Annotated in this window: 24 protein-coding genes; 12 read left to right on the top strand and 12 right to left on the bottom strand. The window is 41.4% G+C overall.

The features are described 5' to 3' along the window. Positions 1-119 precede the first annotated feature (119 nt). The 6 genes from AACU32_RS02380 to AACU32_RS02355 all read right to left on the bottom strand — a co-directional run bounded on the left by AACU32_RS02380 (position 120) and on the right by AACU32_RS02355 (position 7128). The gene (locus AACU32_RS02380; RefSeq protein WP_096597495.1) at positions 120-2303 is read right to left on the bottom strand and encodes an NHLP family bacteriocin export ABC transporter peptidase/permease/ATPase subunit; all 2184 of its coding nucleotides are present in this window, start codon (positions 2301-2303) and stop codon (positions 120-122) included. A 243-nt stretch (positions 2304-2546) separates the two neighbouring features. Further along, positions 2547-3998, bottom strand: coding sequence for an NHLP bacteriocin system secretion protein (locus tag AACU32_RS02375; protein WP_096597493.1), 1452 nt, complete (start codon positions 3996-3998; stop codon positions 2547-2549). A 107-nt stretch (positions 3999-4105) separates the two neighbouring features. Continuing rightward, the gene (locus tag AACU32_RS02370) at positions 4106-5203 is read right to left on the bottom strand and encodes a cyclic nucleotide-binding domain-containing protein (protein ID WP_096597491.1); all 1098 of its coding nucleotides are present in this window, start codon (positions 5201-5203) and stop codon (positions 4106-4108) included. Between the two features lie 109 nt (positions 5204-5312). Continuing rightward, entirely contained in the window at positions 5313-5597 is a 285-nt protein-coding gene (locus AACU32_RS02365; RefSeq protein ID WP_096597489.1) for a CTB family bacteriocin, read from the bottom strand. 273 nt (positions 5598-5870) lie between these two features. Further along, the gene (locus tag AACU32_RS02360; protein WP_096597487.1) at positions 5871-6428 is read right to left on the bottom strand and encodes a hypothetical protein; all 558 of its coding nucleotides are present in this window, start codon (positions 6426-6428) and stop codon (positions 5871-5873) included. A gap of 247 nt (positions 6429-6675) precedes the next feature. Next, a complete protein-coding gene (locus AACU32_RS02355) occupies positions 6676-7128 on the bottom strand; it encodes an orange carotenoid protein N-terminal domain-containing protein (RefSeq protein ID WP_096597485.1) in 453 nt (150 codons plus the stop codon). Positions 7129-7525: 397 nt separating this feature from the next. Between AACU32_RS02355 and AACU32_RS02350 the strand changes: the two genes are divergently transcribed. Together AACU32_RS02350 and AACU32_RS02345 are read left to right on the top strand one after the other, a co-directional pair. Next, on the top strand, positions 7526-7873 hold the full coding sequence (locus AACU32_RS02350) for a DUF6717 family protein (RefSeq protein WP_096597483.1): 348 nt from the start codon (positions 7526-7528) through the stop codon (positions 7871-7873). Between the two features lie 171 nt (positions 7874-8044). Next, positions 8045-8908, top strand: coding sequence for a methylated-DNA--[protein]-cysteine S-methyltransferase (locus AACU32_RS02345; RefSeq protein WP_096607827.1), 864 nt, complete (start codon positions 8045-8047; stop codon positions 8906-8908). Positions 8909-9115: 207 nt separating this feature from the next. Here the strand turns inward: AACU32_RS02345 and AACU32_RS02340 are convergent, their stop codons facing one another. Both AACU32_RS02340 and AACU32_RS02335 read right to left on the bottom strand, forming a co-directional pair. Then, on the bottom strand, positions 9116-10657 hold the full coding sequence (locus AACU32_RS02340) for a phytoene desaturase family protein (protein WP_096597481.1): 1542 nt from the start codon (positions 10655-10657) through the stop codon (positions 9116-9118). Between the two features lie 119 nt (positions 10658-10776). After that, positions 10777-11400 (bottom strand): SH3 domain-containing protein, encoded by a 624-nt coding sequence (locus tag AACU32_RS02335; protein ID WP_096597479.1) that lies wholly within the window; start codon positions 11398-11400, stop codon positions 10777-10779. A gap of 551 nt (positions 11401-11951) precedes the next feature. Here AACU32_RS02335 and rbsK point away from each other — a divergent pair. Together rbsK and AACU32_RS02325 are read left to right on the top strand one after the other, a co-directional pair. Continuing rightward, positions 11952-12875 carry a ribokinase gene (rbsK, locus tag AACU32_RS02330; protein ID WP_096597477.1) on the top strand — a complete coding sequence of 308 codons (924 nt, stop codon included), beginning with the start codon at positions 11952-11954 and terminating at the stop codon, positions 12873-12875. Between the two features lie 105 nt (positions 12876-12980). After that, positions 12981-13172, top strand: a complete 192-nt coding sequence (locus AACU32_RS02325) for a hypothetical protein (protein WP_096597475.1) — start codon at positions 12981-12983, stop codon at positions 13170-13172. A 71-nt stretch (positions 13173-13243) separates the two neighbouring features. Here AACU32_RS02325 and AACU32_RS02320 read toward each other — a convergent pair whose 3' ends face one another. After that, positions 13244-13675 carry a nucleoside deaminase gene (locus tag AACU32_RS02320; protein WP_096597473.1) on the bottom strand — a complete coding sequence of 144 codons (432 nt, stop codon included), beginning with the start codon at positions 13673-13675 and terminating at the stop codon, positions 13244-13246. 17 nt (positions 13676-13692) lie between these two features. Between AACU32_RS02320 and AACU32_RS02315 the strand changes: the two genes are divergently transcribed. Then, entirely contained in the window at positions 13693-14616 is a 924-nt protein-coding gene (locus AACU32_RS02315; protein WP_096597471.1) for a nucleoside hydrolase, read from the top strand. 113 nt (positions 14617-14729) lie between these two features. On the opposite strand, the gene AACU32_RS02310 is transcribed toward AACU32_RS02315, so the two are convergent. Next, entirely contained in the window at positions 14730-15407 is a 678-nt protein-coding gene (locus AACU32_RS02310) for a DUF4360 domain-containing protein (RefSeq protein WP_096597469.1), read from the bottom strand. 1306 nt (positions 15408-16713) lie between these two features. Here AACU32_RS02310 and AACU32_RS02305 point away from each other — a divergent pair. Further along, entirely contained in the window at positions 16714-17439 is a 726-nt protein-coding gene (locus AACU32_RS02305) for a hypothetical protein (RefSeq protein WP_096597465.1), read from the top strand. Between the two features lie 133 nt (positions 17440-17572). Further along, positions 17573-18316, top strand: a complete 744-nt coding sequence (locus AACU32_RS02300) for a hypothetical protein (protein ID WP_096597463.1) — start codon at positions 17573-17575, stop codon at positions 18314-18316. Positions 18317-18381: 65 nt separating this feature from the next. Here the strand turns inward: AACU32_RS02300 and AACU32_RS02295 are convergent, their stop codons facing one another. Beyond that, a complete protein-coding gene (locus AACU32_RS02295; RefSeq protein ID WP_096597461.1) occupies positions 18382-19020 on the bottom strand; it encodes a hypothetical protein in 639 nt (212 codons plus the stop codon). Positions 19021-19173: 153 nt separating this feature from the next. Here AACU32_RS02295 and AACU32_RS02290 point away from each other — a divergent pair, with 153 nt between their 5' ends. After that, positions 19174-20367: a hypothetical protein gene (locus tag AACU32_RS02290; protein ID WP_096597459.1), complete on the top strand. Its 1194-nt coding sequence runs from the start codon at positions 19174-19176 to the stop codon at positions 20365-20367. A 254-nt stretch (positions 20368-20621) separates the two neighbouring features. Here the strand turns inward: AACU32_RS02290 and AACU32_RS02285 are convergent, their stop codons facing one another. Beyond that, positions 20622-20960 carry a low molecular weight protein tyrosine phosphatase family protein gene (locus AACU32_RS02285; protein WP_096597457.1) on the bottom strand — a complete coding sequence of 113 codons (339 nt, stop codon included), beginning with the start codon at positions 20958-20960 and terminating at the stop codon, positions 20622-20624. 272 nt (positions 20961-21232) lie between these two features. Between AACU32_RS02285 and AACU32_RS02280 the strand changes: the two genes are divergently transcribed. The 4 genes from AACU32_RS02280 (at position 21233) to crtW (ending at position 24704) form a co-directional block, all read left to right on the top strand. Further along, the gene (locus AACU32_RS02280) at positions 21233-22201 is read left to right on the top strand and encodes a sodium-dependent bicarbonate transport family permease (protein WP_096607826.1); all 969 of its coding nucleotides are present in this window, start codon (positions 21233-21235) and stop codon (positions 22199-22201) included. 4 nt (positions 22202-22205) lie between these two features. After that, positions 22206-22517 carry a P-II family nitrogen regulator gene (locus AACU32_RS02275; protein ID WP_086758255.1) on the top strand — a complete coding sequence of 104 codons (312 nt, stop codon included), beginning with the start codon at positions 22206-22208 and terminating at the stop codon, positions 22515-22517. A 19-nt stretch (positions 22518-22536) separates the two neighbouring features. Next, positions 22537-23238, top strand: coding sequence for a carbonic anhydrase (locus AACU32_RS02270; protein WP_096597455.1), 702 nt, complete (start codon positions 22537-22539; stop codon positions 23236-23238). A 632-nt stretch (positions 23239-23870) separates the two neighbouring features. Beyond that, positions 23871-24704 (top strand): beta-carotene ketolase CrtW, encoded by an 834-nt coding sequence (crtW, locus tag AACU32_RS02265; RefSeq protein WP_096597453.1) that lies wholly within the window; start codon positions 23871-23873, stop codon positions 24702-24704. The last annotated feature ends 9 nt before the right edge of the window (positions 24705-24713 follow it).

Below are 24713 nucleotides of genomic sequence, written 5' to 3'. Positions count from 1 at the left end.
GTCTTTGCGCCTACCCTGCGGGAACGACTCCGTCGAATGCGTGAGAGAAAAAGAAATGAATCGAACCGCGAAGGACACGAAGGACACGAAGGAAGAGGAGTTGTAGAGAGTTTGTTGGTTTAGCTTTCGCTTTTAATTAGGTCTAAATAATGCCCTTCTATTTGGGTTAATTCGTCGTGAGTACCGCGTTGCACGACTTTACCGCGATTGAGAACAATAATTTCATCGCAATCACGAATTGTACTCAAACGATGGGCGACAATTACGCAGGTACAGCCGCGTAAACGTAGGTTTTGATCGATGATTTTTTCGGTTTCTGCATCTAAAGCGCTGGTGGCTTCATCCATTAATAAAATTGAGGGATTGTTGACTAAGGCGCGGGCGATTTCTAATCTTTGTCGCTGTCCCCCACTCAAATTAGTTGCACCTTCCAATAAATCTGCATTGTAACCGCCGGGGAGCGATCGCACAATCTCATGGACTGCGGCATCACGGCAGGCTTGGATTAAGTTACTATCGGGAATGGTAGTATCCCACAAGGTGAGGTTATCGCGGACGCTACCAGCAAATAACATAATCTCTTGTTCAATGGTGGCGATGGAGTTTACCAATATCTGAGGCGGAATTTGCTGTCTGGGTTGTCCATCTAAGTAAATTTCCCCCGCCCAAGGTTGGTATAATCCGGCTACCAGCTTGGCGATGGTGGATTTACCGGAACCACTCCCACCAACTAAGGCTACACGTTGTCCTGGTTTGAGGGAAAGACTAAAATTTTCAATGAGCGGTGGTGCAGTTCGGTTATAGCCAAAGGTGATATCGCGCAGTTCGAGATATCCTTCCAGTTTAGGGGAAGCGACAGACCAATCCCCCCTGCTCCCCTGCTCCCCTGCTCCCCTGCTGTCTTCTACGGGGTTGCGCAACACATCATCTAGCCGATTTAAGTTTCCTTCTAGTTCTTGTAAATCCCCACCTAAACTGATGAGTTGACTGACTGGTTGCATAAATTGCTGCATCAAAGATTGAAATGCAATTAACATCCCAATACTCAACGCACCATCGATGACGCGGAATCCGCCGACAACTAGCAATAACATGGAAGTAATCCCCGATAAAAAGCTGGGTAATATTCCCAAGCTTTGATTGAGGTTGTCCATATCTTGACGCACATTAACAGCTTTGGCGTAATATCCAGCCCAACGGGTGAAAAAATCGGATTCTAAACCGGAAGCTTTCAGGGTTTCCATACTTTGCAAACCTGCGATCGCCACGCCGCTCACTTTACCTTGTTCCTGCATGAGGCGTATATTAGTATCAACCCGCAATCTGCCTACCCACTGCAAAGCTAGGAGATTGACAACGACAAAGGCAATGCCAATCAGAGTTAATAGGCGATCGTATTGCCACATGACAATGGCGTAAAATATTACCATCACGGCAGAAATTACCGTTGTTGCCAGTTTACCAGAAAGGAGATTAGCGAGGCGATCGTTAAGTTGAATTCTGCTGCTAATTTCTCCAGCAAAACGTTGATCGTAAAAGCTTACAGGAAGATGGAGAAGATGCCAAATAAATTTACTCGACATTCCCATTGCTAATTTAATTTTTAGCCGCCGCAATAACTGTAATTGCAAGCGTGTTAATAATCCGCTTAATAAAGCAGTAAACAACATCGCAAATATCAGCGGACGCAACCAATCATCTCGCCCTTGAATCAATACTTGGTCTACAAATACCTGTGAAAAAGTGGGGATTGCTAACCCAGGTATTACTAGTAAAAATCCAGCAAATACACAATAAATTAAAGACCAAACAGAGCCGCGTAATCTTGAAGTTAAAGCCAAAAATAAACTAGGTTTATGTCCTCCCGGTTTAAATTCCGCACCCTTTTCAAATACTAAAACAACCCCCGTAAAAGCTTCACTAAATTCCCCTACAGAAATTGTCCGCCTTCCCGTTGCTGGATCATTTAAATAAACCCGCTGTTTACTAAACCCTTCAACAACTAAAAAATGATTAAAATTCCAAAATACTATATAAGGGCATTGAATTGGTTCTAATGCTGGTAAATCTGCCTTAAAACCTTTAGCTTGTAATCCGTAACTACGAGCAGCATTTAATATATTTGTTGCCTTACTTCCATCCCGCGAAATCCCGCAAGCTTGGCGTAATTCTGCCAAAGGTACAATTCGCCCATAGTATCCTAAAATCATTCCCAAAGCTGCCGCACCACATTCTACTGCTTCCATTTGTAGTAATGTCGGTGTGCGGCGAATCGAAGGCATTTTATTAAATAAACTTTTCATATTTAACTAAGTGATGCAAACTCTCTTTCTATCTATTCTTCCTTGGCGCACTTGGCGTTCTTGGCGGTTCAATTTCTATATTTTTTCTCACGTATAGGCGCAGAGACGCAGAGAAAAAGGCGCAATTTAGGAATTATGCAAGAGGTCTAATTATTACGAATAAAAGAATATTAAACCTCTTGGAAATTACGAATTACGTTAGCGAAGCGGTAGCGAGGAACGAGCGTCATTACGAATTACGAATTATCCCAATCCTGTCCAAGATTTCAAAATAGGTAAAACAAAGGTAATCGGTGCGCGTTCTTCAACAGTAATCCGCACAGAAGTTGTAGTTCCCGGTGTAATTTTCAATTCCGGCCCTTTTGATGAAGACCAACGATAGCCGCTGACAGTGGAAGTATCAGGCTGAAGTTCGGTAAAAACTGCCAATTGTGCCCCTTGGCTCAAAATACCAGGTAAAATATCAGGATTACCGATTAAGCTGGCAACACCTTGCTGTGTCACCGGAAATGCAGAGATATTTGTTACCTTCGCTTCTATCCCACCAAATTCTTCCCGTTTCACTGTAGAAGGTGTAATTTGTAAAGACATCCCCGGTTTAATTTTCTTACCTTCACTCACAGGTAAAAAAGCCACATTAACTAACTTCGCTGATGATTCATAAGCAGCAATTGTCCCAATTCCCCCACCTGGTTCTAACTGTTGTCCTGGTTTGGCAGTAATTTCCAGGACTCTTCCTGTGTAATCGCTGACAATTTGACTACTCTTTTGTAACTGTAATTCTAATTGAGCAATTACACGTTGAGTTTCCTGAATTTCTTTTTTCCGATTAGTAACAGTAGTGAAATCTTGTTCTTTTTGCGTTGCTTGACGACTTTCTAAAGCCTTTAATTGGGTTTGAATCTCATTAATTTGATTAAGATTATTCATATACTGACGTTCCGTATCAGTTTCCCTTAATTCCAGTTGATTTAACTGGGATTTGGCTTCATTAATTTGTGCTTGAGCATTTTTATACTCTTGCTCTGCTTGTAAAGCTGTATCTTGGTTAACAGCCCCTTGCTTAAAGAGATTTTTCCGCTTTTGCCATCTTTCATAGTAAGTGGGTAATAATTCTTGTAAGGTTTGTATACGTTGTTGGAGATTTAAGCGTTCGCGTTTCATGACAGTCTGTGTCTGTTCCCGCAACGCCGGAGTGAGAGATTGAACAATTTCTAAACTTCTCTCTAAAGTTTGACGCTGTTGCTGAATCGCCATCTCTTCTAAATTAGAACGCTGTGTTTGTACTTGACTGGCGGTTTCATCTTGAAAACGCAACTGTCCCAATTTTTCCCGTGCTAGTTGCAATTGCTTACGTAATTCAGCTTGGTCGATAGTTGCAATCACTTGACCTTTTTTAACGCGATCGCCTGCTTGCACATTTAACGCTAAAATTCGTCCAGGGTTAGCAGCTTGCACTGTCACTACTTTACTAGGATAAATTAATACACCCCGACCGGAGACAACTATGGGGATACGTCCCAACACACTCCATGCAGTTCCTACCGCTACCAAGGAACCCAGCGCCAGCAGAGAAAACCAGCGTTTCGGATTTGTTACCTTAATTAATTGGTCGAGTTGTTCGGGAGAAGCAACCCTTTCCAACGCTTCTTTGCGAAAGAGATTATTTTTCTGTGTATCTTGCTGTGTTACCATTTTTTCACCTTTATATATAGGGACTAGGGAAGAGGGGACAAGGGAGACAAGGAGGACAAGGAGGACAAGGGAGAAAAATAATCCATGCCCAATGCCCAATGCCCAATTCATTCAATTCCAATCCGTTTGAGCATCCAGTCAAACCTGGCTCCAGCTATGGCTACCTGTGCGAGAGAATTAGTATTGAGTTCGTTGGAGTAGGATTGGTCTAAAGATTGTCCACTGCTGTAACTCAGTCGCCCATATCCTAAACGTTGTGCGATCGCTTGTTGTTTATCCGCTAAGAGAATACCCAACACGCGATAAAATCGAGATGCAAAGCCGACATCATGCAACAGTTTTGCAGCTAATCGCCATTTAGGAATCGATAACACCCGTGAATTCCGTAATGTCCTCACTGTGACCGCTGGTGGTTGTACCTCAATAAACGGTGTTTCACCCACAATATCGCCCCGCCATAACCGTGCGAATTCCCTTTCTAATACTTGATTTTGGCTATCTTCTAAATTAGAAAAAGCTCGCGCTAACGGGTTACTTTCTCCTGTGTCTGCATTTAATGTCACCGCACCATCAAGTAAAATATGTAACGCCTCGATTGGCCTACCGCTGCGAATTAATACAGAGCCAGCGGTAAACTGTTCGACTCGTCCCGCAGCAATTAACCAATCAATATCGCCATCTTGTAACTCTGCAAAGACAATCAACGCTTCCCTCAGTTGCGATTGACTCAAAACAACTGTACTGTTTCCCAGTTGATTCATCATTTGCTCTAGGCGATGGGCTAACAACACCGCACTAGCGCGGTAGAGATGCGCCGCAAAACTTAGGTCTTGTTGTAGTTTCTGAATCAGCTGGAATTTGGGAATTGTCAAAATCAAAGATTTGGTTTTCGCACTAACTGTAGTTGCAGGTAAGTAAGTTTCGATAAACGGAATTTCCCCTACCATCTCCCCACTAGATAACCGTGCAATTTCCCGTCCAGGTAAACTCCCACCTTCCAGCACCGCAAAAGCACGTCCCAACGGATTATTATCCGACTGATTTAGTGAAACTGTCAACGCACCATCAAGGAGAATATGCAATGCATCCAGGGGTTGACCTTGCTGAATCAAAACCTTTCCTGGCGCAATTTCTGCTTGATTTCCCACCGCCAACATCCAATCTATATCTTCATTACTAAGTTCTTTTAGTAGAACCTCTGTCATTACTCAACTCCCTATAAATCAACGAATGGGAGAAAAATTCTGCAACCTTCACCCCTAATTTGTCATTACTCAACAGTCAACAGTCAACAGTCAACCGTCAACACTCCCCTCATCTCCTACCAAAAAGTTTGGCAAAACCGCTCACAAAACTGAGCGCATCGCTAACGGAATTAAAGCCCAAACCGATAAATTGAAATGCTGAGGAAGATATATAAGAAGATTGAAAAATAGAATTTCTACTGTTTCTTCTATAACTTCTGCGGTTGGCGGAAAATATATCTCTTTGTTCAAAAGTCGAGCCAGATAGATAAATATCGATTCCACCTGCGACTGCGTCTAGTTCTTCTGGTGATAACTCAACGGGAGTGTTATTTATATTGGTTTCATTAGACATTCTTTTATCCTTTGAATGGCTGCCGAAACTTAGATATTTCTGGGGGGGTGGAACTTATGCAGAATCCGTAAACGCAAAGCCGTGTTCGCGTAGCGTCTCCGTCAGGAGAGGCAGTGCGTTGGGCGGGTGAAGAGACTTGTAGACGCGCAGCGGTTTCCCTCAGGGTAGTAACTGCCGAACCCTTACTGCAAAGCAGAACTCGAAGAGTAGCACTTGTCCTAGACATCGCATTTTTCCGGCTGAATAGCACCGCACTCAGCGTCAGCGAACTATTCATGCACTGCGAATATCAATAGTGATTGAGCTAAGTTTCTCAAAAACCTGTTGAGTGCGATGAATCGGCCACCAATCGTAAAGAAAAATTTCTAACGGTCGCCACATTGCTACCCAACCCACAATCAAAAGCCCTTCTGTGACGATGTTAGCAAAGGTATCATCGCTGAACAAAGTAATTAGCTTGCTAATAGTCACACACAAGCCTAAAAACATCAGACCAATAATCAATGATACACGACCTTGGCGGAAAGTCTGACGCAGTTCTCTAGCGGCGTTATGCTTTCTGTAAGCAAAATAGTTATGGATAGCTTCAGGTAAAATTTGTATTTCTTCCTCTCGAACGTGTTCCGGTACGTAAAAAACCAGCTTCAGAGGGGTTTTGAGTGAAAATTCACTTACAGACTGGAAAATGTAAGATTCGGCATCGTCATCAAGGTCTTTTTCTAAAAATGGCGATGGGTCAAATGAGTTAAATATTTGACTTAGATTACTAAGCCGAATTTCAACTAAATATGTACCATCTTCATTTTTATAGTAGGAGTCTAATTCTTTCACTTACATAGCTCTTAGGTATTTATTATGGAGATAAAACTAGTAAATTTACATACAAAAATAGCGATCGCAATCATTTGACTGAGAGTTTTTGGTCAAGTGTTTTCTAGGAAATTGTCATAACCCACAAAATTACTCACCTTAATCTTGAGGTTAGACAAAAAATTTGAGGAAGTTGTGAGAGTTGTCAAAAAAAGAGCGATCGCACTCACCTAAGTTCATGCGATCGCTCTTTTTTGCACCCTAATTCTTAGTAACCCGCTAGCAATGCATCACGCAGGAAAACGTATTGTAGTTCAAAGCCAATCGGCTCAAGTCTAGACAACAACTCTTTTGCTTGCTCTGAAAGTTGATAATCAGATGGTACTGGAATAATCGTGGAATTTTCCATACCTTGAGCCAGCCGATACCAAAAAGCCAGCTTGGTATTATTGCTCAAAGAGTCGTATTCCCGCCTGATATCTGTGCTAGAAGGTGTCAACAAATCTCGCATGATTTGTAGTTGCTCTTCCTGGGACTTTCCTTTAACTTTATTAAACAGTCCCTCGGAAGTATCAGGTGCGGTTCCTTCCGGATCTCCGGGTCTGGTGGAACCACCCATTTTGACGTAGAGATGCCACAATAGGGCAAGTTGGTTATCGATGGACAGGTTTCTAAACAGCTCCGCATATTCTGCTGGTGCTGATTGAGTGTATTGTGCCATGATTACTTTTCCAATTCAAAACTTCTAGTCTTTAAGGCGATCAACACTGAAGTAAAAACTCCTTAACGACTTGTTACCTAAGTTAACAATCACCTGATGTGTATTCCTCTGACTGAGGTTGTAGATGTAGAATTTTCCAAGTTAGTATAATTCACAACTTCAGCAGGGTGAAGACCAAGGATTTACTCACCCTGAGAGAGATTTTTTAGACAACGATAAGTAGATCAACGGAAATAAACATAACTATATTAGGAAGGGTAAAGGGAAAGGGGGAAAGGGGTAAAGGTTTTTCCCTTTACCCTTTCACCTTTCCCCCTAATCCTCAGAGGGAACCCGGAGTTTACCCGAAAAAACTTTACATAGTTTTTCATCGCGCCTACTTACTTAGGAGTCCGATATGAATTCAATTATGGTGATCCATCCATATAAATATGATGAAATATGGGTGTTCGACGATGAAAAAGTTGGTTTGGTACGGGAACCGTTTGTAGCAGGTGCAGACAAGATTATTGATCGATTAGTAGCAAACATCCCAAATGCAGCAGCAGGATTTAGTTTACTGTTTTCTGCTCGCCCATTTCCCGGTTATCAAGTTAAATTTGATTGGCGACGGGAGGAATATGGCGGAAATTGGTACTACAATGCAGAGTTAGATATGGAAGGATGGCTGTGTCCGGCTTTGCTGAAGTATTTTCCTGAGGCTCCGAAAGAATTTTACGCTCAATGCAAAGCGATCGCTACATAACAACTCGTAAATCTATTTTTACAACCCATAAACCTGCTACTATCAACAGATTTAAGCCACCCCCTAAATTTACCTCATCGGCTAACTTGAGACATCGCAAGAAACGGGTGGTTTTTGATGAACAGCGTCTGTAAAGTAAAAAAATGCGCCAGTTCCCTAGATGCAGTCGAGATGATACCAATAAATAGTGTAAATATCTTTGACAGCAAAGACTACAGCCGAATTGCTCAGGCGATCGCATTCATCCAGAAAAATCACCTAAATCAACCAGATTTGGCAACGGTAGCCCAGCAAATAGGGCTGAGTGAGTCTCATTTCCAAAGGTTATTCACTCAATGGGCGGGTATTAGCCCCAAGAGATTTGTGCAATATCTGACTGTAGAATATGCTAAGTCAAAAATTACCGAAACTAAAAGCCTTTTAGACCTAACCCTAGATGTGGGGCTATCAAGTCCAGGACGATTACACGATTTGTTTGTGAATTTAGAAGCGATGTCTCCTGGTGAATTCAAAACAGGGGGAGCAGGTTTACAAATTCGCTATGGTATTCATGACACATTATTTGGTAAATCCCTACTCGCTACAACATCTCGTGGTATTTGTAACTTGTATTTCTTAGACTCTTCAAATGAGCAGAATGCAGAGCAAATACTGCAAGCTTCATGGAAAAGTGCAGAAATTATCCACGATCAACAAACCACCCAACCGTTGCATGACCAGATTTTCCATCCCGAAGCTTTGAATGTTAATAAACCATTAACGCTCTTAGTTAAGGGTACAAATTTTCAGATTCAAGTTTGGAAAGCACTATTGCAAATACCTTTTGGGGGTATGACAACTTATCAAAATATTGCTGAATCAATTAATCGCCCAACTGCTGCTAGAGCCGTGGGTAATGCTGTCGGTAATAATCCCATAGCCTATATCATTCCATGCCATCGTGTCATTCGGGAATCTGGGGAACTAGGCGGTTATCACTGGGGTTTGGTGCGTAAATTAGCGATTTTGGGCTGGGAAGCCAGCCGGAAAATTTGAGATTTAATCAACGATTTGGGAACTATAAAGCTACCCTCGGTTGCGAAATTATACCGAATAATTGCTGAAACCTTGTATTCCTTGTCCTTTAATGCCATCATCCCAAAATAAAATCCCTCAGCTAGCTGAGGGATTTACCAGGAACGCGTATTGAGAACAATATACAATACAATTGTACTATATACAGACAATTGTGTACTAAAAAAATTAAACGCAACCAATATCTTGAAGCATGGCTAAATGCTGCTGTACAGGAGCCAAGGTATTTGCGGCTATCATGCCACTAGCGGCGACGGCTGGTAAACCGATACCTGGAAATGTGGAATCGCCACAACACATAAATCCTGGTAAAGGTGTTGTAGGGCCGGGAAACATTGCAACTCCTGCTTTGATCGCTGGCCCATAAGAACCGCGATCGCGGCGCAAAAAGCGTTCATGTGTAAGCGGTGTACCGATAAGAGTGACTTCACAACGAGAGCGAATATCGGGAATAATGCGCTCTAAAGCTTGCCACATCACCTCTGCACGTAAGCGCTTTTGTTCCCCATACTCTGGGCTTTTCCTGTCCATTCCCAGCCAAAGTGCATAAGGCTCATTACCAGGAGTGTAGACATGAATTGTATGTTTACCCGATGGTGCTAGGGATGGCTCAATAATCGAAGGAATTGATATGAGGACAACATTCTGAGGTGCTGTTACCCCGACTTCCCAGTCGTTAACAACTATGTGGTGACAAGCCAAATTTGACGGTAAACCTTGGGCATCAATACCTAAATGGAGATGCATAAAACTATCACACTCAGGTGTTGCTTGTCTTTGATTACGGTACTTTTGGGGAACTGCCTTTTCTGGTAATAGCTTCAGTGTATCCCAAACCGATGTACCGGAAACTACCGCTTTTTGCGCTCGGATTTCTGAGCGATCGCGCAGACGCACACCTACAGCCCTACCCCCTTCTACCATCACTTGTTCCACATGCGCGCCAAGTATTAATTTACCGCCTTGTCTCTCCAGCCCCTGAACTAGCGCGTCAACTAAAGCACCACTTCCACCAATCGGATAATCAAGTTTTACTCCTGTCCGATACCAGTCAGCAAACATAAAAGCTACCTCTGCCGCACTCGTACCATCTGCGGGTAAACCGGAGAGGAGAAAACAAAGCAAATTCAGCCAATTTTGAATAAACGGATCTTTGACCACACCATCCATAATTTTGCTGAAAGCACCAGTTAGCTTCGGCACATTAAGGCTATGCTTTGCCAACGCTGGCGCAAATCTACCCACAGTTTTCACTGCACCCCAATCAAAGCGCAATGCTGCTGGAGACATAGCAGTTGCCGCGCTAGCCAAGGGTTCCATAATGCGCTGGAGTTGTCGCCATTCCCTCACAGCATCTTCGCCCCGCAGTCGCATCAGCACTTCACAAAATTGTTCTGCGCCAACCGTTGTATCAAAATCACCTTCTGGTAAACAGCATCCCCAAGTATCGTAGGTAACGCAAGGTAACTCAGAGCCAATTGCATCTAGTACTTGTCGCAGCGGATTAGGAGAGGGACTGTAAGATAGTCCAGAGTACAGGGATGGGCCGGAATCAAATTTAAAGCCATTGCGCTCAAAAGCGTGCGCTGCACCACCAGGAATCGAGTGGCTTTCGCAGACTATGACATCAAAACCATACCGCGCTAATAGTGCAGCACAACTTAAACCGCCAACACCGCTACCAATGACGACTACATCTGTCTTCAACAAATTTGCTCTCCCTAAACGGCTGCTTTCAATTTGAATTGTATAGTTTTACGAATAGCCGTAGATGGAAGGGGGACAAGGGGGATAATTAATGCCCAATGCCCAATGCCCCATGCCCAAATTCATTGTGTTCTGGGGCAATAAGCAAGGTATCTCGACTGTGCATAGCCCATCACAGGAGTTGAAATTGGTAACCAACCATTTTTTCCCGGTGCAATGACAACATTTTGCCCCTTAGGAACTACTCCCACCCTGGCGGAATTATTAGAAGGTGCTGTTCGCACTACCAACCCACCATCAGCGGTAACTTTGCGACAAAAGTTTAAATCGGGGGGTGTTGCAGCTTGTGAGGCTTGGCATGAGCTAAGAAAATTAGTATGTAAAATGTAGCCATTGACCGGAGATGAAATTGGTACCCAGCCATTTTTGCCGCGATCGCGAATTGTGACGTTTGTGCCATAGTCTAAAAGACCAACTACAGCACTATCAACTGTTGCTTTTTGCAAAACGTAAAGGCCATTCCTTGCCATTATCCGACGACAACTGCTTGAATACTTTGCTATTAGATATTCACCTTGGTTATTTTCTAATGCTCTTTCTGGGGTAGAAGATTGCATAAACTGATGGTTAATTGTCTCCACTGCTAAAGAAGGAGTTGTCAAAACCGTTGCAGTTAATATTAGTGAAGTTATACCAATTCCTAATTCTCTTTGGTCAGCCACACTGCTTGCGCCTACGTATTTCATGATTCTTAATTAAAAAAATCGAATTTTATGAGAGTTTGTGCGTTGTAATTTGTTGCTAAATTAAAAATGCTCATTCAGAAAATACTTGCTAGAAATTTAAATAAAATCGTTGGCTCAAACATCTTTTTTAGGACAGAATTAGCTTTCATCCCAATGACATAGATCAAGATAAATAAGAATTTTTACTCTTATTTTGTCAGAGACTGCTAATTAAGTAAAATTTATGACATAGCAAATAAAGATTATTTCCGTAAAAGCTCAATAAAAGTAGAGAAAAGCTTTTTGATGATTTGAGTAAGTGCATTCGTCAAAGACTTTGCCGTCAAACCTTTCAGGCATAGCTTCTCCTGTCGGAGAGGCTGCGCCCTAAGCGTTCGCGTTGGCGAAGCCTCTCGCAGAGAAGCGTCTCGTAGAGAAGCTATGCCGTAGGCTTTACGCTGACCGCGCAGTTCCTATCTGTCAAGTAAATTAATGTTACAGAGACTTTAGTAAGTGTTACAGGGCGATCGCCTCCTGTAGGATGAGGCTAAATAACTTTTAAAATTAGCATTATGAGTATTATTGTTTTTGGCAGCATCAATATCGATTTAGTAGCCACAGTCCCCCGATTGCCAATGGCGGGAGAAACATTATTAGGGCACAATTTTGTTCAAGTTCCGGGAGGCAAAGGTGCAAATCAAGCTGTCGCATTGGCACGTTTGGGAATTCCTACTCACATGGTAGGGCGCGTAGGTACAGACAGTTTTGCATCAGAATTACTCTACAATTTGCAAAACTCTGGTGTAGAAACTGACAATGTTTCTATTGATGAAACTGTCAGTTCTGGAGTGGCGCTGATTGCTGTCGATGACAGAGGTGAAAATCAAATTATTATCGTTCCTGGTGCGAATGGGCGTGTCAATCAAGAAGATGTAGAGCGATTGTCTGATTTATTACCGAATAGCACCGCATTGCTTTTACAATTTGAAATTCCGATCGCAGCTGTTGTAGCTGCGGCGAAAGCAGCGCATCAAGCAGGAGTAAAAGTTATTCTCGATCCTGCACCCGCACAATCTCATGTGCCCGATGAACTTTATCCATTAGTAGATATCATTACACCAAATGAAGTGGAAGCAGGGCAATTGGTTGGATTTCCAGTAAATGATCAAGAGTCAGCAAAAGCAGCAGCGGCAATTTTATTGCAACGGGGTGTGAAATGTGCGATCGCCAAACTCGGTGCAAAGGGGGTTTTTTGCGCCACTGCTGAAGAAAGTTTTTTTGTACCTGTGTTTCCCATTCAGGTTGTAGATACGGTTGCGGCTGGTGATGCTTTTAATGGGGGTTTAGCAGCAGCACTTTATACTGGACTTTCTTTACATCAGGCGGTTGTGTGGGGTGCAGCTGCGGGTGCTTTGGCTGCAACAAAACCAGGGGCGCAAACTTCTTTACCTGATAGGTTGACGTTTGATGCGTTTCTGAAAGAAAGAGGTGTTTAATGAACCGCAGAGGACGCAGAGAGTTGATGAGGAACAGCGCCTCCGCGACCCTCGGCGATCGCAACAGGGGGCAAGGGTGAGAAAATGTAACTGAATACAATCGCATTGCATCCCCATACATTAACATTGCAACCTGATGCGATCGCATTGCAACTCGATGCATTCACAATGTCACCCAAGACAATCGCATTGCAACTCGATGCATTCACAATGCAAGCCGATGCGATCGCAATGCATCCCGATACATTAACAATGTCACTCGATACAATCGCATTGCATCTCAATGCATTCACATAACACGCTCATGTTTCCATCCAAAGCAGATGAGACAAACAAATGACAAATGACAAATGACCAATGACAAATGACTACTTCCCAATATCCTCATTCCACAGTTCGGGACTAGTTTCGATAAATTCACTCATCATTTGTTCGCATTCATCCAGTCCGAGATCAATTACTTCTACGCCGTGAGATATCATAAATTCTTTAGCACCAGGAAAAGTCCTCGACTCTCCGGCGATGACTTTTTTAATGCCAAATTGCACGACTGCGCCAGCGCATAAGTAGCACGGCATTAAGGTTGAATAGAGTGTTGTACCTCTGTAGTTACCTACTCTCCCAGCGTTGCGGAGACAATCAATTTCGGCGTGAGTCACAGGATCGCCATCTTGTACGCGCTTGTTGTGTCCTCTGCCGAGAATTTTCCCATCTTTGACAAGTACTGAACCAATGGGAATTCCACCTTCTTGTCTACCTTGTTGTGCTTCTTGAATTGCAGCTTGCATAAATTCATCCATGATTAACTGCTCCTTCTATGTCTAAACAACTTGTATTAATGGATCACGATGGCGGTGTAGATGATTATCTAGCAACTATGCTGTTGTTGACTATGGATCATGTAGAATTACTTGGTATTGTTGTTACTCCGGCTGATTGCTATGTCCAACCTGCTGTGAGTGCTACACGTAAAATTTTAGACTTGATGGGATTTTCTCATATCCCTGTGGCAGAAAGCACTGTGCGGGGTATTAATCCGTTTCCCTATCTCTATCGCCGTGATTCTTTTATTGTTGACCATCTGCCAATTCTCAATCAAAGTGAAACTATTAATACGCCGTTGGTTGCTGAACCAGGTCAAGATTTTATGGTTAAGGTTTTGCGTGAGGCGATCGCACCAGTAACGCTGATGGTAACCGGGCCATTAACGAATATAGCAGTGGCTTTAGATCAAGCACCAGACATTGAGGCGAAAATTCAAAAAATTGTCTGGATGGGGGGTGCGTTAAATGTCCCTGGAAATATAGAAAAAAATTGGGAACCAGGACAAGATGGTTCTGCGGAATGGAATGTGTATTGGGACGCGGTTTCCGCAGCGCGGGTGTGGAAAAGCCAAATTGAAATTATTATGTGTACTTTAGATTTAACTAATAATGTGCCACTAACATCAGAGTTAGTGCAAAAAATGGGAAGACAACGCAACTATCCTATCTCTGATTTGGCTGGACAATGTTATGCCTTAGTTATTCCTCAAGATTATTATTGTTGGGATGTTTTGGCGACGGCCTATCTTGGACATCCAGAATTTTATCAATTGCGTGAGTGGGAAACAGAAATTATTACTAACGGCATGAGTCAAGGACGTACTAAAGTTGTTGCTGGTGGTAGAAAGATTTATGCAATGGATCGGGTAGATAAAGAAGCTTTTTATAATTATATTTTGCAACAATGGGCGAGATAAATTGCTGATTTTTAAGCTCATCCCACCCATTGAAGGGGTAGGATGAGCGTCAATTTTCTTTAGGGTTATTAAATGGTAGCCTAACTTCTGCCCCTGGTTAATACATAGATGTGTTATTGGTTACAACGCTGCCATCTAAAGTGGAGAATAGTCTTAACTTTCTTACTAATCGAGTCAACCGTTAGGGCATTATAGCCTGTAGGGTTACCACTGAGACGAATCCGTGTAGTGACCGTCATCGGCACATCTGCACTACATTGTGTTTGCGCTGTAGAAATTGCATCATTGACGATTGTATAGTCTCGCACCATTTTGCTTGGAAAGTCGTAAACACGCAATTCATCAAAACCGCCAGCCCCTGGGATGTAGTACCGTGCGCGTAGTTGCCCATTTGCATTACCAGAGGTATCAGCAAAACCACGGTGTTCTACTCGATGCCAACTAGCAGACCAACCTGCTGGAACATGAAGTTTGAGCGAGATAGAACAGTTCGATTGGGGTGGAAAAGCCGCTTCCCCCATCTTCGTCGGTTGTAGGTTGGCTTGGAATTGATCAAATAGAAGTTCTAAGGTTTGCCGATCATCCGAAAACAAGGAAGCAACGGAATTTGCTGGACAACCACTACCAGCATAGGTAAAGTCTTTAATATATACTTCTTTTGCCGGCGGTCCTAATTGCTTGGGTTCGCTAGTTCCCAATGTTTCAGCCGAAGCCGCTTGAGTTAAACTCAAGGTAGCAGCAACTATAGCTAGCGATGCACCTAAAGAGTAGACTAATTTTTTACCGTTCATAACCTCTACCTCCTTATGTCTCTTTAGGAGGCATTTGTATTTATACTTATGCTTACTTTGATTGTGAGTCTACTTGCGAAATATGTATATGATGTTGCATTTAAACTTGATAATTTATATAGTAAAAATTAAATGTGAAGAACTTGTGAGGACATCTTTGCTATTAACAAAAAAACACAATTCAACACTGCTCTTAACAACAGCAGCCACCTTGCTCCCACAGCACTTGCTCTTACATGAAAATCAACAATATCGCAGTTCTGCTACCAGCAAAGTATTAACCTATATTAAAAACCTTGAGCAACACTCAACCCCTAAAAGGTATTTTTGACTGCGCAGCGAGTAAATTAAGTAGACAGAATGGTAAGTATCATAGTTTAATAAAAATTGTAATAGCTCAAACTTGTTTTGAGTTATTACAGGAAAGGTTGAGCTTTAACCAAAAGTGAAGATGTTATGTCTTTACGAAGAAAAATTTCGTTCAAGACTTTAGCATTAATTTCTCAGAAATAACGGCTCAGTTGTTCAATAACTAAGAAAAAATGCCATAGAAATGATGTCAAAATGTTCCGCCAAACAAGTAGAGGATAGTAAACAGATCCTTGAAAAACTAATGTTGAAATAGCCTAAAATCTTCGGGGAGGGGTATAAACCTGAGATGTTCGTTGGAGTCGTAAACTTCTCATATTTCCCAAAAGAAATATCAGAGAGGGAAGAAGGCTTTCAACCGTTGCCCAATCATATATAATGTACTGCGATACATTATCCGATACAGGCACGGAAAAATTCTCTCAAGAACTCTTAAATCCTGCGGGATTCCCTAGTCAATGACTATTTTCAATTCACATTATTTTGGCGTGGCGGCGTCATACTATGTCATATATAACGGGGAGCGACTACCATAAAAGGTCGTAAGTGCGGAGAATCAATCTGTCAGTCATTCTCTATGGTGACATAGAAATGATGGGTGAGTTTAGCTAAAGTCTTCATTGAAGATTTCAGGGAAATTTTAGTAACTCAGAGAGTCACTTTCAGGGAGATATTCGTTGGATGTTGGTTATTTTTACTCGTTCTCGCGCAATTTGGAGAGAAGAAAGTAGGCGCTGGTATCAAGAGAAGTCCTCTGGATCTTCAAGTTTAAAAGCGATGGGTAAAAATGACTGGCGAATATCTTAGTGACAAAGTCTCCTCGATTGCGATCGTTAAGCCTTTGGGTACTGTAGTAGTAATACTATAGAAATATCTTGTATCCAGATATAAAGCAACGCCTTTCCTTTTAACTGAAATTCTTAACATAAATTAAATTATGGTACAAACGACATTTACCAAACAAAAACGGGAACTGACTAAAGCAATCTCATGGATTGAAAAAATTAGAGCGCAAGAAGTGCGCCATCGTACTTACAATGCGCAAGATGAAATTCAAGACGAAATTCGAGAAACTTATGTAGATTATTCTCCTGAAGAAATTAGTCTACACGTCCTAGAAATTGTCAAGGATGTAGTTAGTCAGCACGGCGCAAGACAAAAAGCAAATTCTCAAAATACAGGCAATTTTGCCTGGTATGGAATATCTGTAGAACTCACCGTACCACAATTACGCGCCCTCCAAAGTGCCCATGCTGTTCTCTCAGAATTAGTCCGCAAACTTCCGCGCCGAAATCCTAAATTAATTTACAATACTACGATTGATCATCGTCCGGCTTTTGCCCATGTAAAACAAAAACATGAAGAAATAGAAACTCGCTACGTTCCCTATGAAGAAGACTCCAGTACCAGAGTACGAACCTATGAGGAACGCTATAAAGTTATTACCCACTATACTCAAAAAGTAGAAATTGATTATGGTTTGGAGATTAAACTGCTCAATGAATTGGGTGAAATGGTAGAGGATTTAGGAACAGCGATTCAAGTAGCTATTGATGAAGCAAATACTAAAGGTAGAGAAAATGATCCGGTAATTGATGATTTAATTAACCGCATTAGTCAAGTAATTTTGGCTAAATTACCATCACAAGCAAATCAAGATTAAAGCCTCGAATGCGCTCACTTCGACTTCGCTCACTTCGACTTCGCTCACTTCGACTTCGCTCAGTGAGCAAGGCTTTTACTTCTCGGATAAGCTTAGGGTTAACGATTTTATAGCAGCAAATTTGGCATTGCTTATGGTGTCAATTCAATTATCATTAGCTGGTGATGGGCGTTTGCTTATTCTCACACCCGAAACTGTTCGGAGTGCATTTTTTCAATTTACTGAAGTTAATCGAGAATATACAAGTCGCCAGAAATTTCCGCTTAACCGTCCTCTTGATCAACCATTTAAATTATGGAAATATAAAAACAAAAGGGATGGAATTGTATATAGAAGTATATCTAAACCATCTTGGGCAACAAATATTACTGCTAAAGAAACTGAAGCCACTTTACTTGATGGTTTATATCGAGCTTATCTAGACAGAGAAAAACTATCCTATTTACATCAGAAAGATATTCAATATATTGAAAGGGAAATCAATAAACAAATAATTAGGAATAATCTAGCTTTAGTTCACAATGAAGGGGTGTTGTTAGAAGGTTATGGAATTTGTCAACAACCGGGGAAAAATCGGGAGAAAGTTAAATATATTCGCCGCTATGGGATGATTTTTATTCTCGAGCCTGTGATGCGTCAAACAGTCCTGAAAGCAGAGAATTTAGATTTATTTATTCAGGATGAGAATTTTGATTTTCATCTAGTTCGCTATCAGGGGGTACTGTTATCGACGGCGCGATCGCGTCTTGAGTTATTATTTCGTCATCGCTTAGATTTTTCCCTAACTTGGACTTGTACCCTCGATCGCTTTCAACCCCGCCAAATTTTCCGAATTAACAGAATTTATCCTTGTGATGGCTTTAGCATTTTTTGCTGAGGTTAGATAAATTTGGATTTACGATAATTTATCTACCCAGTTCTGACCAAATTTGACCCCGATGTTCAAATCAGCGTTGACAATCGTTTTTGTAAAAAGCGAACTTTTTCTTGTGCGGTAATCACTTCAACGCTATTTATTTGATATCTTGCTTTTAACTGGATAATTTCCTGCTGTAATTGGGAAATTTTGTTTTTTATGGCTTGAGAGACAGCCGAATTTAGCGTACTTTTGTGATTGCGGAGGTTGAGTTTTGACAAGCGATCGCGTAAACCTGTTACATCTGATTCAGCAGTGATAATTTGTGGGGAATGTTGCGGATAACGTGCATACAGCAATGCAGTTTCCACTTCTAAGCTCGCAATTTTATTAACTAAAGCATTAGCAATTGTCTGATTAAGTAGTGCATTATTTCCCCGGGCTTGCATATAGCGGTTACGTGTATCTTGAATTTTATTATTTGTCGCTACAACTTGAGGCGAGTTAAGAGTATAGCGTGATAAAAGCAATACACGCTCAATTTCTAGGTTAGCAATTTCTGCTGCCAATGGGTTGACAGTAGTGTCAGATTGGACAATCAATTTTGATAAATAAATTTGCGGAGAATGATGATTTGCATTGGTGATAGATGCTTTAGCGTTGTTGCTCATTGCCATAATTCCCAATACTACAACACTAGACATGACCACTTTCGGAAAAATCATAACAAATTCCTCTTGGCAATTCTGCGCGATTTAACTTTATCCTAATTTAGCAATTTTTCTCACGAAATCATGGGGAACTTTCAGGACTATTCAGGAGTCTGCATCTATTAAAATATATTATTTCTATCTAATCAGGTAAAATTAGCAGAGTATATGAACAGCAAATTAATTGCCCTTAGTCTGGGTGGATTAATCGGAATTGGCACTTTTGTTTCTACAATAACCCAGAGTTTAACTGCACCTAACCCGCCTCAGACAATACCTAAAATTTATGCTGACCAGATATTAAATAATATGGCTTCGGCATTGTCAGACAATCCAAACAAATTTAAAATCACGCAAACAGATGTCACAATTTGGGCAGATTGTCGTCCTGATAAATCTGGTAAAATTGTGGAACCATGTACAAAATTTGCCCAGAAAGGTTGGCGAGTAAAAGTTAGGGGTAAAGGCGAAAATTGGGTCTATTTCGTGACAGACAAAGGCTTTGTTACCCTGGATGCACCTGCTAGTATTAGTTATAAAGCTAAATTAGCTGTAGCCAAAAAATTAAATATTCAACCGCAAAATCTCGGCATTCAAGCTGCTCAACTTACTTTTCCGCCAGAGGTTTGTTTAGTTGCTAAACCTTGTCCTGTTCAGCATAAATTGAGTTGGCGTATTTTACTTAATAGCGATCCAAGCAAAATTTTTCATGTAGATTTGCAAGGTAATAATCCATATATTAGTAATTCTTTATTTGCCAATAATTCAGGAATCATCCCCCAAGAAATTGGTGAAGCAGTGATGCGAGATGTGGTGAATCGTGAACAACGTCCTATATCTAACCTAAATGTGGAAAGTCTCAAAGCTACTACATGGAATTGGTGTCGCGGTAAAGGCCCTGGCCCGACTGCACCAGATATGGGAGCTTGTCCAGATGTCGATCAATCTGGTTGGCAAATGATTGTTCCTTCAGCTTCGGCTCGATTTATTTATTACATTCAAAAAACTTTGAGTGGCGATTATATGTTTGCTGCTGATGGTGTTCAAAGTTTACCCCAACTAGCGGCAACAAAAGTGAAAAAAGATGCTGCTAAAAGAGCTAAAGTGTCTATTAATGATATCAATGTCAGGTTTGTAGAACCCAGATTTTTTGATGGTTGTTTAAATACTGATAATCAAAAACTCTACTGTCGTCAGTCAGTTATTGGTGGTTGGCAAGTCACAGCTTTGGGTGGACAATCTTCTGATAATTCTCCTCCTTTTAGTACTATACCTACAATAGCTGCCTGGGTATATAACGTGACAACTTCTGGAGATGATTTGCGGTTTGTGCAGGCTTCAACGTGGATGCCTAAACCTTAATTAGGGAACTTCAAAAAATAAATTATGCCGTTAAAGTCGTTGAATTTTTTAGGGGCGGGTTTAACCAACATATCTGTTTTCTGTGTAAATAAGCTGCGATGCATCTAATTTGTATATAAGACGCGGGCTTTCCGGCCCGCACTACAATTATTTTGCGTTTTTGACTTATATAATTTAGCTGCACATCAGCTTATAGACTGTTAACTGTGAACCATCAACGGTAAGATAGTGCGTTCCTGAGCCACCCCTAGCCCCTAGTCTCTAATCCCTATTTTCAATATAGGTAGTACCTTGTGCTTTAACAATTTAATTAAAGCTGGTTCCATATATTCATATTCATCGGGAATATTCAAACAGATAACTCTTTTATCTTTAAGAAAAGGCTGAAAATTTTTGGCTAGTTTCTGTTTATGGGACTTTTCCATCACAAAAATGATATCAGCCCAGACAATTGCTTCTGTGGAGACTGGTACTTCTGCATAACGATCCAAACCTGCCGAGTCTGTCTCTAGTCCTGCATATTCCGAAAACACAACTTCAGCGGTAGGACTGCGCAGTCTATTCTGGCTACATAAAAATAAAAGTTTTGTCATTACTAAATATTTTAAACCACCAAGGTGTGGTTAGGATAGTGAGCGATCGCACTCTCGTTTATCTGCTGCGTTGGGCTGCTGTTTTCGAGTAACTGATAGTATCCATTTGCGTTCCTCAGTCTGAAGTTTATACGGTGATCTGAGCTAGCCCTGGTTTGACAACCAATTGACATGGGGTAGCAATACACGATACATCATGAGTCAATCGTTAAATTGTTTAAGATGCCAAATTTCCTTCATTGTCAGTTTTATCAGCATCAGGAGGGATGAAAATGGATAGCAGCTTAATCATATCCAACTTTCTGAATCCGCCCGTCCTGTTTTTCTTTTTAGGGATGATTGCTGTTTTTGTCAAGTCCGATTTAGAAATTCCTGCGCCTATCCCCAAACTGTTCTCGCTTTACCTGCTATTTGCGATTGGCTTTAAAGGCGGAGTAGAATTGATTAAAAGTGGCATCACTCAGGAAGTCGTTTTGACGCTCTTGGCAGCGATGTTGATGGCTTGTTTTGTGCCGATTTACACCTTTTTTATCCTCAAACTCAAGCTTGATACTTACGATGCTGCTGCGATCGCCGCAACTTACGGTTCTATCAGTGCTGTCACCTTCATTACTGCTAGTGCCTTTTTAACAGAGCTTGGTATTAGTTTTGATGGCTACATGGTAGCAGCTCTGGCTCTCATGGAATCTCCAGCCATCATTGTTGGTCTGATCCTGGTGAATATATTTACGGTAGATGAGAAGCGGGAATTTTCTTGGTCGGAAGTGTTAAAAGAAGCATTCCTCAATAGTTCGGTGTTTCTTTTGGTCGGTAGTCTCCTGATTGGCTTTTTAACAGGAGAACACGGTTGGCACGTTTTAGAACCCTTTACTCAAGGGTTATTTTATGGCGTTCTCACCTTCTTTTTATTAGATATGGGACTAGTCGCCGCCAGAAGAATTAAAGACTTGCAAAAAACCGGAGTTTTCCTGATCTTATTTGCCATACTAATTCCAATAGTCAATGCAGGCATTGCCATACCGCTCGCCAAATTCATCGGTATGTCTCAGGGAGATGCGCTACTGTTTGCTGTACTGTGTGCCAGCGCTTCTTACATCGCTGTCCCCGCAGCTATGCGGATGACTGTTCCCGAAGCAAATCCTAGTCTGTACGTTTCTACCGCCCTAGCAGTCACATTCCCATTCAACATTATTGTAGGGATTCCGTTATATCTATACGGAATTAACCTATTTTGGAGGTAATAATATGCACTTAGTTAAAAAGATAGAAATTATCGCCAACTCCTTTGAACTTGCCAAAATATTAGATAGTTTAGACAAGTCAGGTGTACATGGTCATGCTGTGATCCGCGGCGTTGCTGGTAAAGGATTACGCGGTATGGCAGAAGATTTGGACATGACAATGCTCGATAATGTCTACATCATCGCTTTTTGTATGCCAGAGCAACTCAAGCCTGTGGTCGAAAACATTAGACCACTGCTCAACAAATTTGGCGGAACCTGTTACATTTCTGATGTGATGGAGATTCGCTCTATGAAATGTGTAGCGTCATTATAAGAGGCGGATAAAACATTTTATGGAACGTCGTGACTTTTTGAAATTGGGAGCCACGGGGGTATTTGGGTTAACGCTAACAACCAGCGATTTAATTTGGCCCGTTAAACAAGCTCAAGCCGCCGAATTACCCGCAGACACCCCCGAATCCCTCACTCCTGATGCTGCACTGCAAAAGCTCATCGAGGGAAATCAGCGGTTTGTTCAGCATCAACCCCAATACCCAGATCAATCGGCGGCGAGGTTGCAGGAAGTTGCGCAAGCACAACATCCATTTGCAACCATCCTCAGCTGTGCAGATTCAAGAGTTCCCGCAGAAATTGTTTTCGATCAAGGTATTGGCGATATCTTTGATGTGCGGATTGCGGGAAATATTGCCACACCAGAAGCTCGTGGCAGTATTGAATATGCAGTTACCTTACTAGGCTCACCTTTACTGATGGTACTAGGACATGAGCGCTGTGGAGCCGTCACCGCCGCTGTGCAAAACGAAGCCTTACTGGGTGATATTAGTACCTTTGTCAAAGCAATTAAGCCAGCTGTCGCCAAGGTAAAAAATCAGCCAGGTGACGCAGTGGATAACGCTGTAGTTGCAAATGTGCAATATCAAATTGAACGCTTAAAGCGATCGCCTCTGTTAAGCGATCGCCTCAAGTCCGGTAAGCTGAAAATTGTCGGAGGCCGTTACGATTTAGATACAGGAAAGGTAACTATCATCACTTAGAAGCCTAAACTAGCGGTTTATCGCATTAATTTTCAGGGTAGAATAAGTTCATAATCAAGACTATAGTCCTGACTATGAACTTATTTGTTTTACCTTTAAGGAGTATGAAAAAATAAATTATCTATTATTTAAGTTCTCATAACGCTTCAATTATAGATATTTAGAGTTCAACATTCGTATTATTTGCCGACGCATCCCACAAATTGGGTATTTTTTTATCTATAAATCTCTCACTCTAGAGGAATCTATTTTAATTTGGGAAAAAATTGCTTACACCTCCAACAGGCTTCTTTGCTTTTGCCTATTGTCAGACTTTAGAAGTAAATTCATAAATCAAATAATAGGGCTGAATTTTGCGCCTAAAGATAGAACGCAGTAAATAATTACATAGATAAAATAATAACGTTAAAATAATTCGTAATTGATAATTTGTAATTAAAGGCTGTTGCAGATAACTGCTAAAACTGAAATTACTCAGGGGGATTAAAACCAAAAATTACGAATTAGTAATTAAGCAAATTAGGTAGTAATTAAAGTAGTTTCACCTTCTAAATCTTGGAACCAGCCAGGATAATAGTTAAGAAATTACAATTAATTTTCTAATTTAAAATACCAAATCAAGGGAGATAGGCTTGAATATTTGCGACAAACCACTCAGTTATAATGTAGAGATTGAAAATTTTGCCACTAGACAAGATACTGCTTATAGCTTGATAATTGCTGTGGTGATTATTAGTCTTTGGGTAGGGAGTTTAGTTTGGTTACTTACCATTGACTATGACAAACTGCCAATTTGGGTGATACCGATTGCAGTCGTTTGGCAGATGTTCCTCTATACAGGACTATTTATTATTGGTCATGATGCCATGCATGGCTCGGTTTGTCGCCAAAATCTGAAACTTAATCATTTTATTGGTTCACTAGCTGTGATGCTTTATGCTTTATTTCCCTATCAACAGCTTGTGAAAAAACATTGGTTACATCATCGTCATCCTGCGAGCGAACTTGACCCCGATTTTCATGACCAAAAGCGAAAAAATGGATTTTTTTGGTATTTTCGCTTCATGATGGAATACTCAACTTGGCAACAATTACTTGGGTTCACAATCATATTTAATTTTGCCAGATTTGTTTTGCACATGCAGGTAATGAATCTCACCGTATTCTGGTGTATTCCGCCGATTTTGAGTTCCATTCAACTCTTTTATTTTGGGACATATTTACCCCATCGCGAACCTAAATCAGGGTATATTTATCCTCATTGCACCCAAACAATAGGATTACCAACTTTTTGGTCATTCATTGCTTGCTATCACTTTGGCTACCATCAAGAACATCATGAGTATCCCCATGTAGCTTGGTGGCGACTTCCTCAGGTTTATCAACGAAATAAGGCAGCACTTCTCTGCGAGACGCTCCGCGAACGGCTTTGCTCAGTGACCGAGCAGACGGTAGAAGGGGGATGAGGGGGGACA

Origin of the sequence: Calothrix sp. NIES-2100 (assembly GCF_963875285.1) — a bacterium.
Taxonomy (GTDB): Bacteria; Cyanobacteriota; Cyanobacteriia; order Cyanobacteriales; family Nostocaceae; genus Aulosira.
The sequence above is the reverse complement of the archived record's forward strand: the minus strand, read 5'-3'. Positions and strand labels throughout refer to the sequence as shown.

Bases quoted from the DNA above. Each gene is read 5' to 3' on its own strand.
- AACU32_RS02380 (WP_096597495.1), bottom strand. From the start codon at position 2,303: ATGAAAAGTTTATTTAATAAAATGCCTTCGATTCGCCGCACACCGACA.
- AACU32_RS02375 (WP_096597493.1), bottom strand. From the start codon at position 3,998: ATGGTAACACAGCAAGATACACAGAAAAATAATCTCTTTCGCAAAGAA.
- AACU32_RS02370 (WP_096597491.1), bottom strand. From the start codon at position 5,203: ATGACAGAGGTTCTACTAAAAGAACTTAGTAATGAAGATATAGATTGG.
- AACU32_RS02365 (WP_096597489.1), bottom strand. From the start codon at position 5,597: ATGTCTAATGAAACCAATATAAATAACACTCCCGTTGAGTTATCACCA.
- AACU32_RS02355 (WP_096597485.1), bottom strand. From the start codon at position 7,128: ATGGCACAATACACTCAATCAGCACCAGCAGAATATGCGGAGCTGTTT.
- AACU32_RS02350 (WP_096597483.1), top strand. From the start codon at position 7,526: ATGAATTCAATTATGGTGATCCATCCATATAAATATGATGAAATATGG.
- AACU32_RS02345 (WP_096607827.1), top strand. From the start codon at position 8,045: ATGATACCAATAAATAGTGTAAATATCTTTGACAGCAAAGACTACAGC.
- AACU32_RS02335 (WP_096597479.1), bottom strand. From the start codon at position 11,400: ATGAAATACGTAGGCGCAAGCAGTGTGGCTGACCAAAGAGAATTAGGA.
- rbsK (WP_096597477.1), top strand. From the start codon at position 11,952: ATGAGTATTATTGTTTTTGGCAGCATCAATATCGATTTAGTAGCCACA.
- AACU32_RS02320 (WP_096597473.1), bottom strand. From the start codon at position 13,675: ATGGATGAATTTATGCAAGCTGCAATTCAAGAAGCACAACAAGGTAGA.
- AACU32_RS02315 (WP_096597471.1), top strand. From the start codon at position 13,693: ATGTCTAAACAACTTGTATTAATGGATCACGATGGCGGTGTAGATGAT.
- AACU32_RS02310 (WP_096597469.1), bottom strand. From the start codon at position 15,407: ATGAACGGTAAAAAATTAGTCTACTCTTTAGGTGCATCGCTAGCTATA.
- AACU32_RS02305 (WP_096597465.1), top strand. From the start codon at position 16,714: ATGGTACAAACGACATTTACCAAACAAAAACGGGAACTGACTAAAGCA.
- AACU32_RS02300 (WP_096597463.1), top strand. From the start codon at position 17,573: ATGGTGTCAATTCAATTATCATTAGCTGGTGATGGGCGTTTGCTTATT.
- AACU32_RS02295 (WP_096597461.1), bottom strand. From the start codon at position 19,020: ATGATTTTTCCGAAAGTGGTCATGTCTAGTGTTGTAGTATTGGGAATT.
- AACU32_RS02290 (WP_096597459.1), top strand. From the start codon at position 19,174: ATGAACAGCAAATTAATTGCCCTTAGTCTGGGTGGATTAATCGGAATT.
- AACU32_RS02285 (WP_096597457.1), bottom strand. From the start codon at position 20,960: ATGACAAAACTTTTATTTTTATGTAGCCAGAATAGACTGCGCAGTCCT.
- AACU32_RS02280 (WP_096607826.1), top strand. From the start codon at position 21,233: ATGGATAGCAGCTTAATCATATCCAACTTTCTGAATCCGCCCGTCCTG.
- AACU32_RS02275 (WP_086758255.1), top strand. From the start codon at position 22,206: ATGCACTTAGTTAAAAAGATAGAAATTATCGCCAACTCCTTTGAACTT.
- AACU32_RS02270 (WP_096597455.1), top strand. From the start codon at position 22,537: ATGGAACGTCGTGACTTTTTGAAATTGGGAGCCACGGGGGTATTTGGG.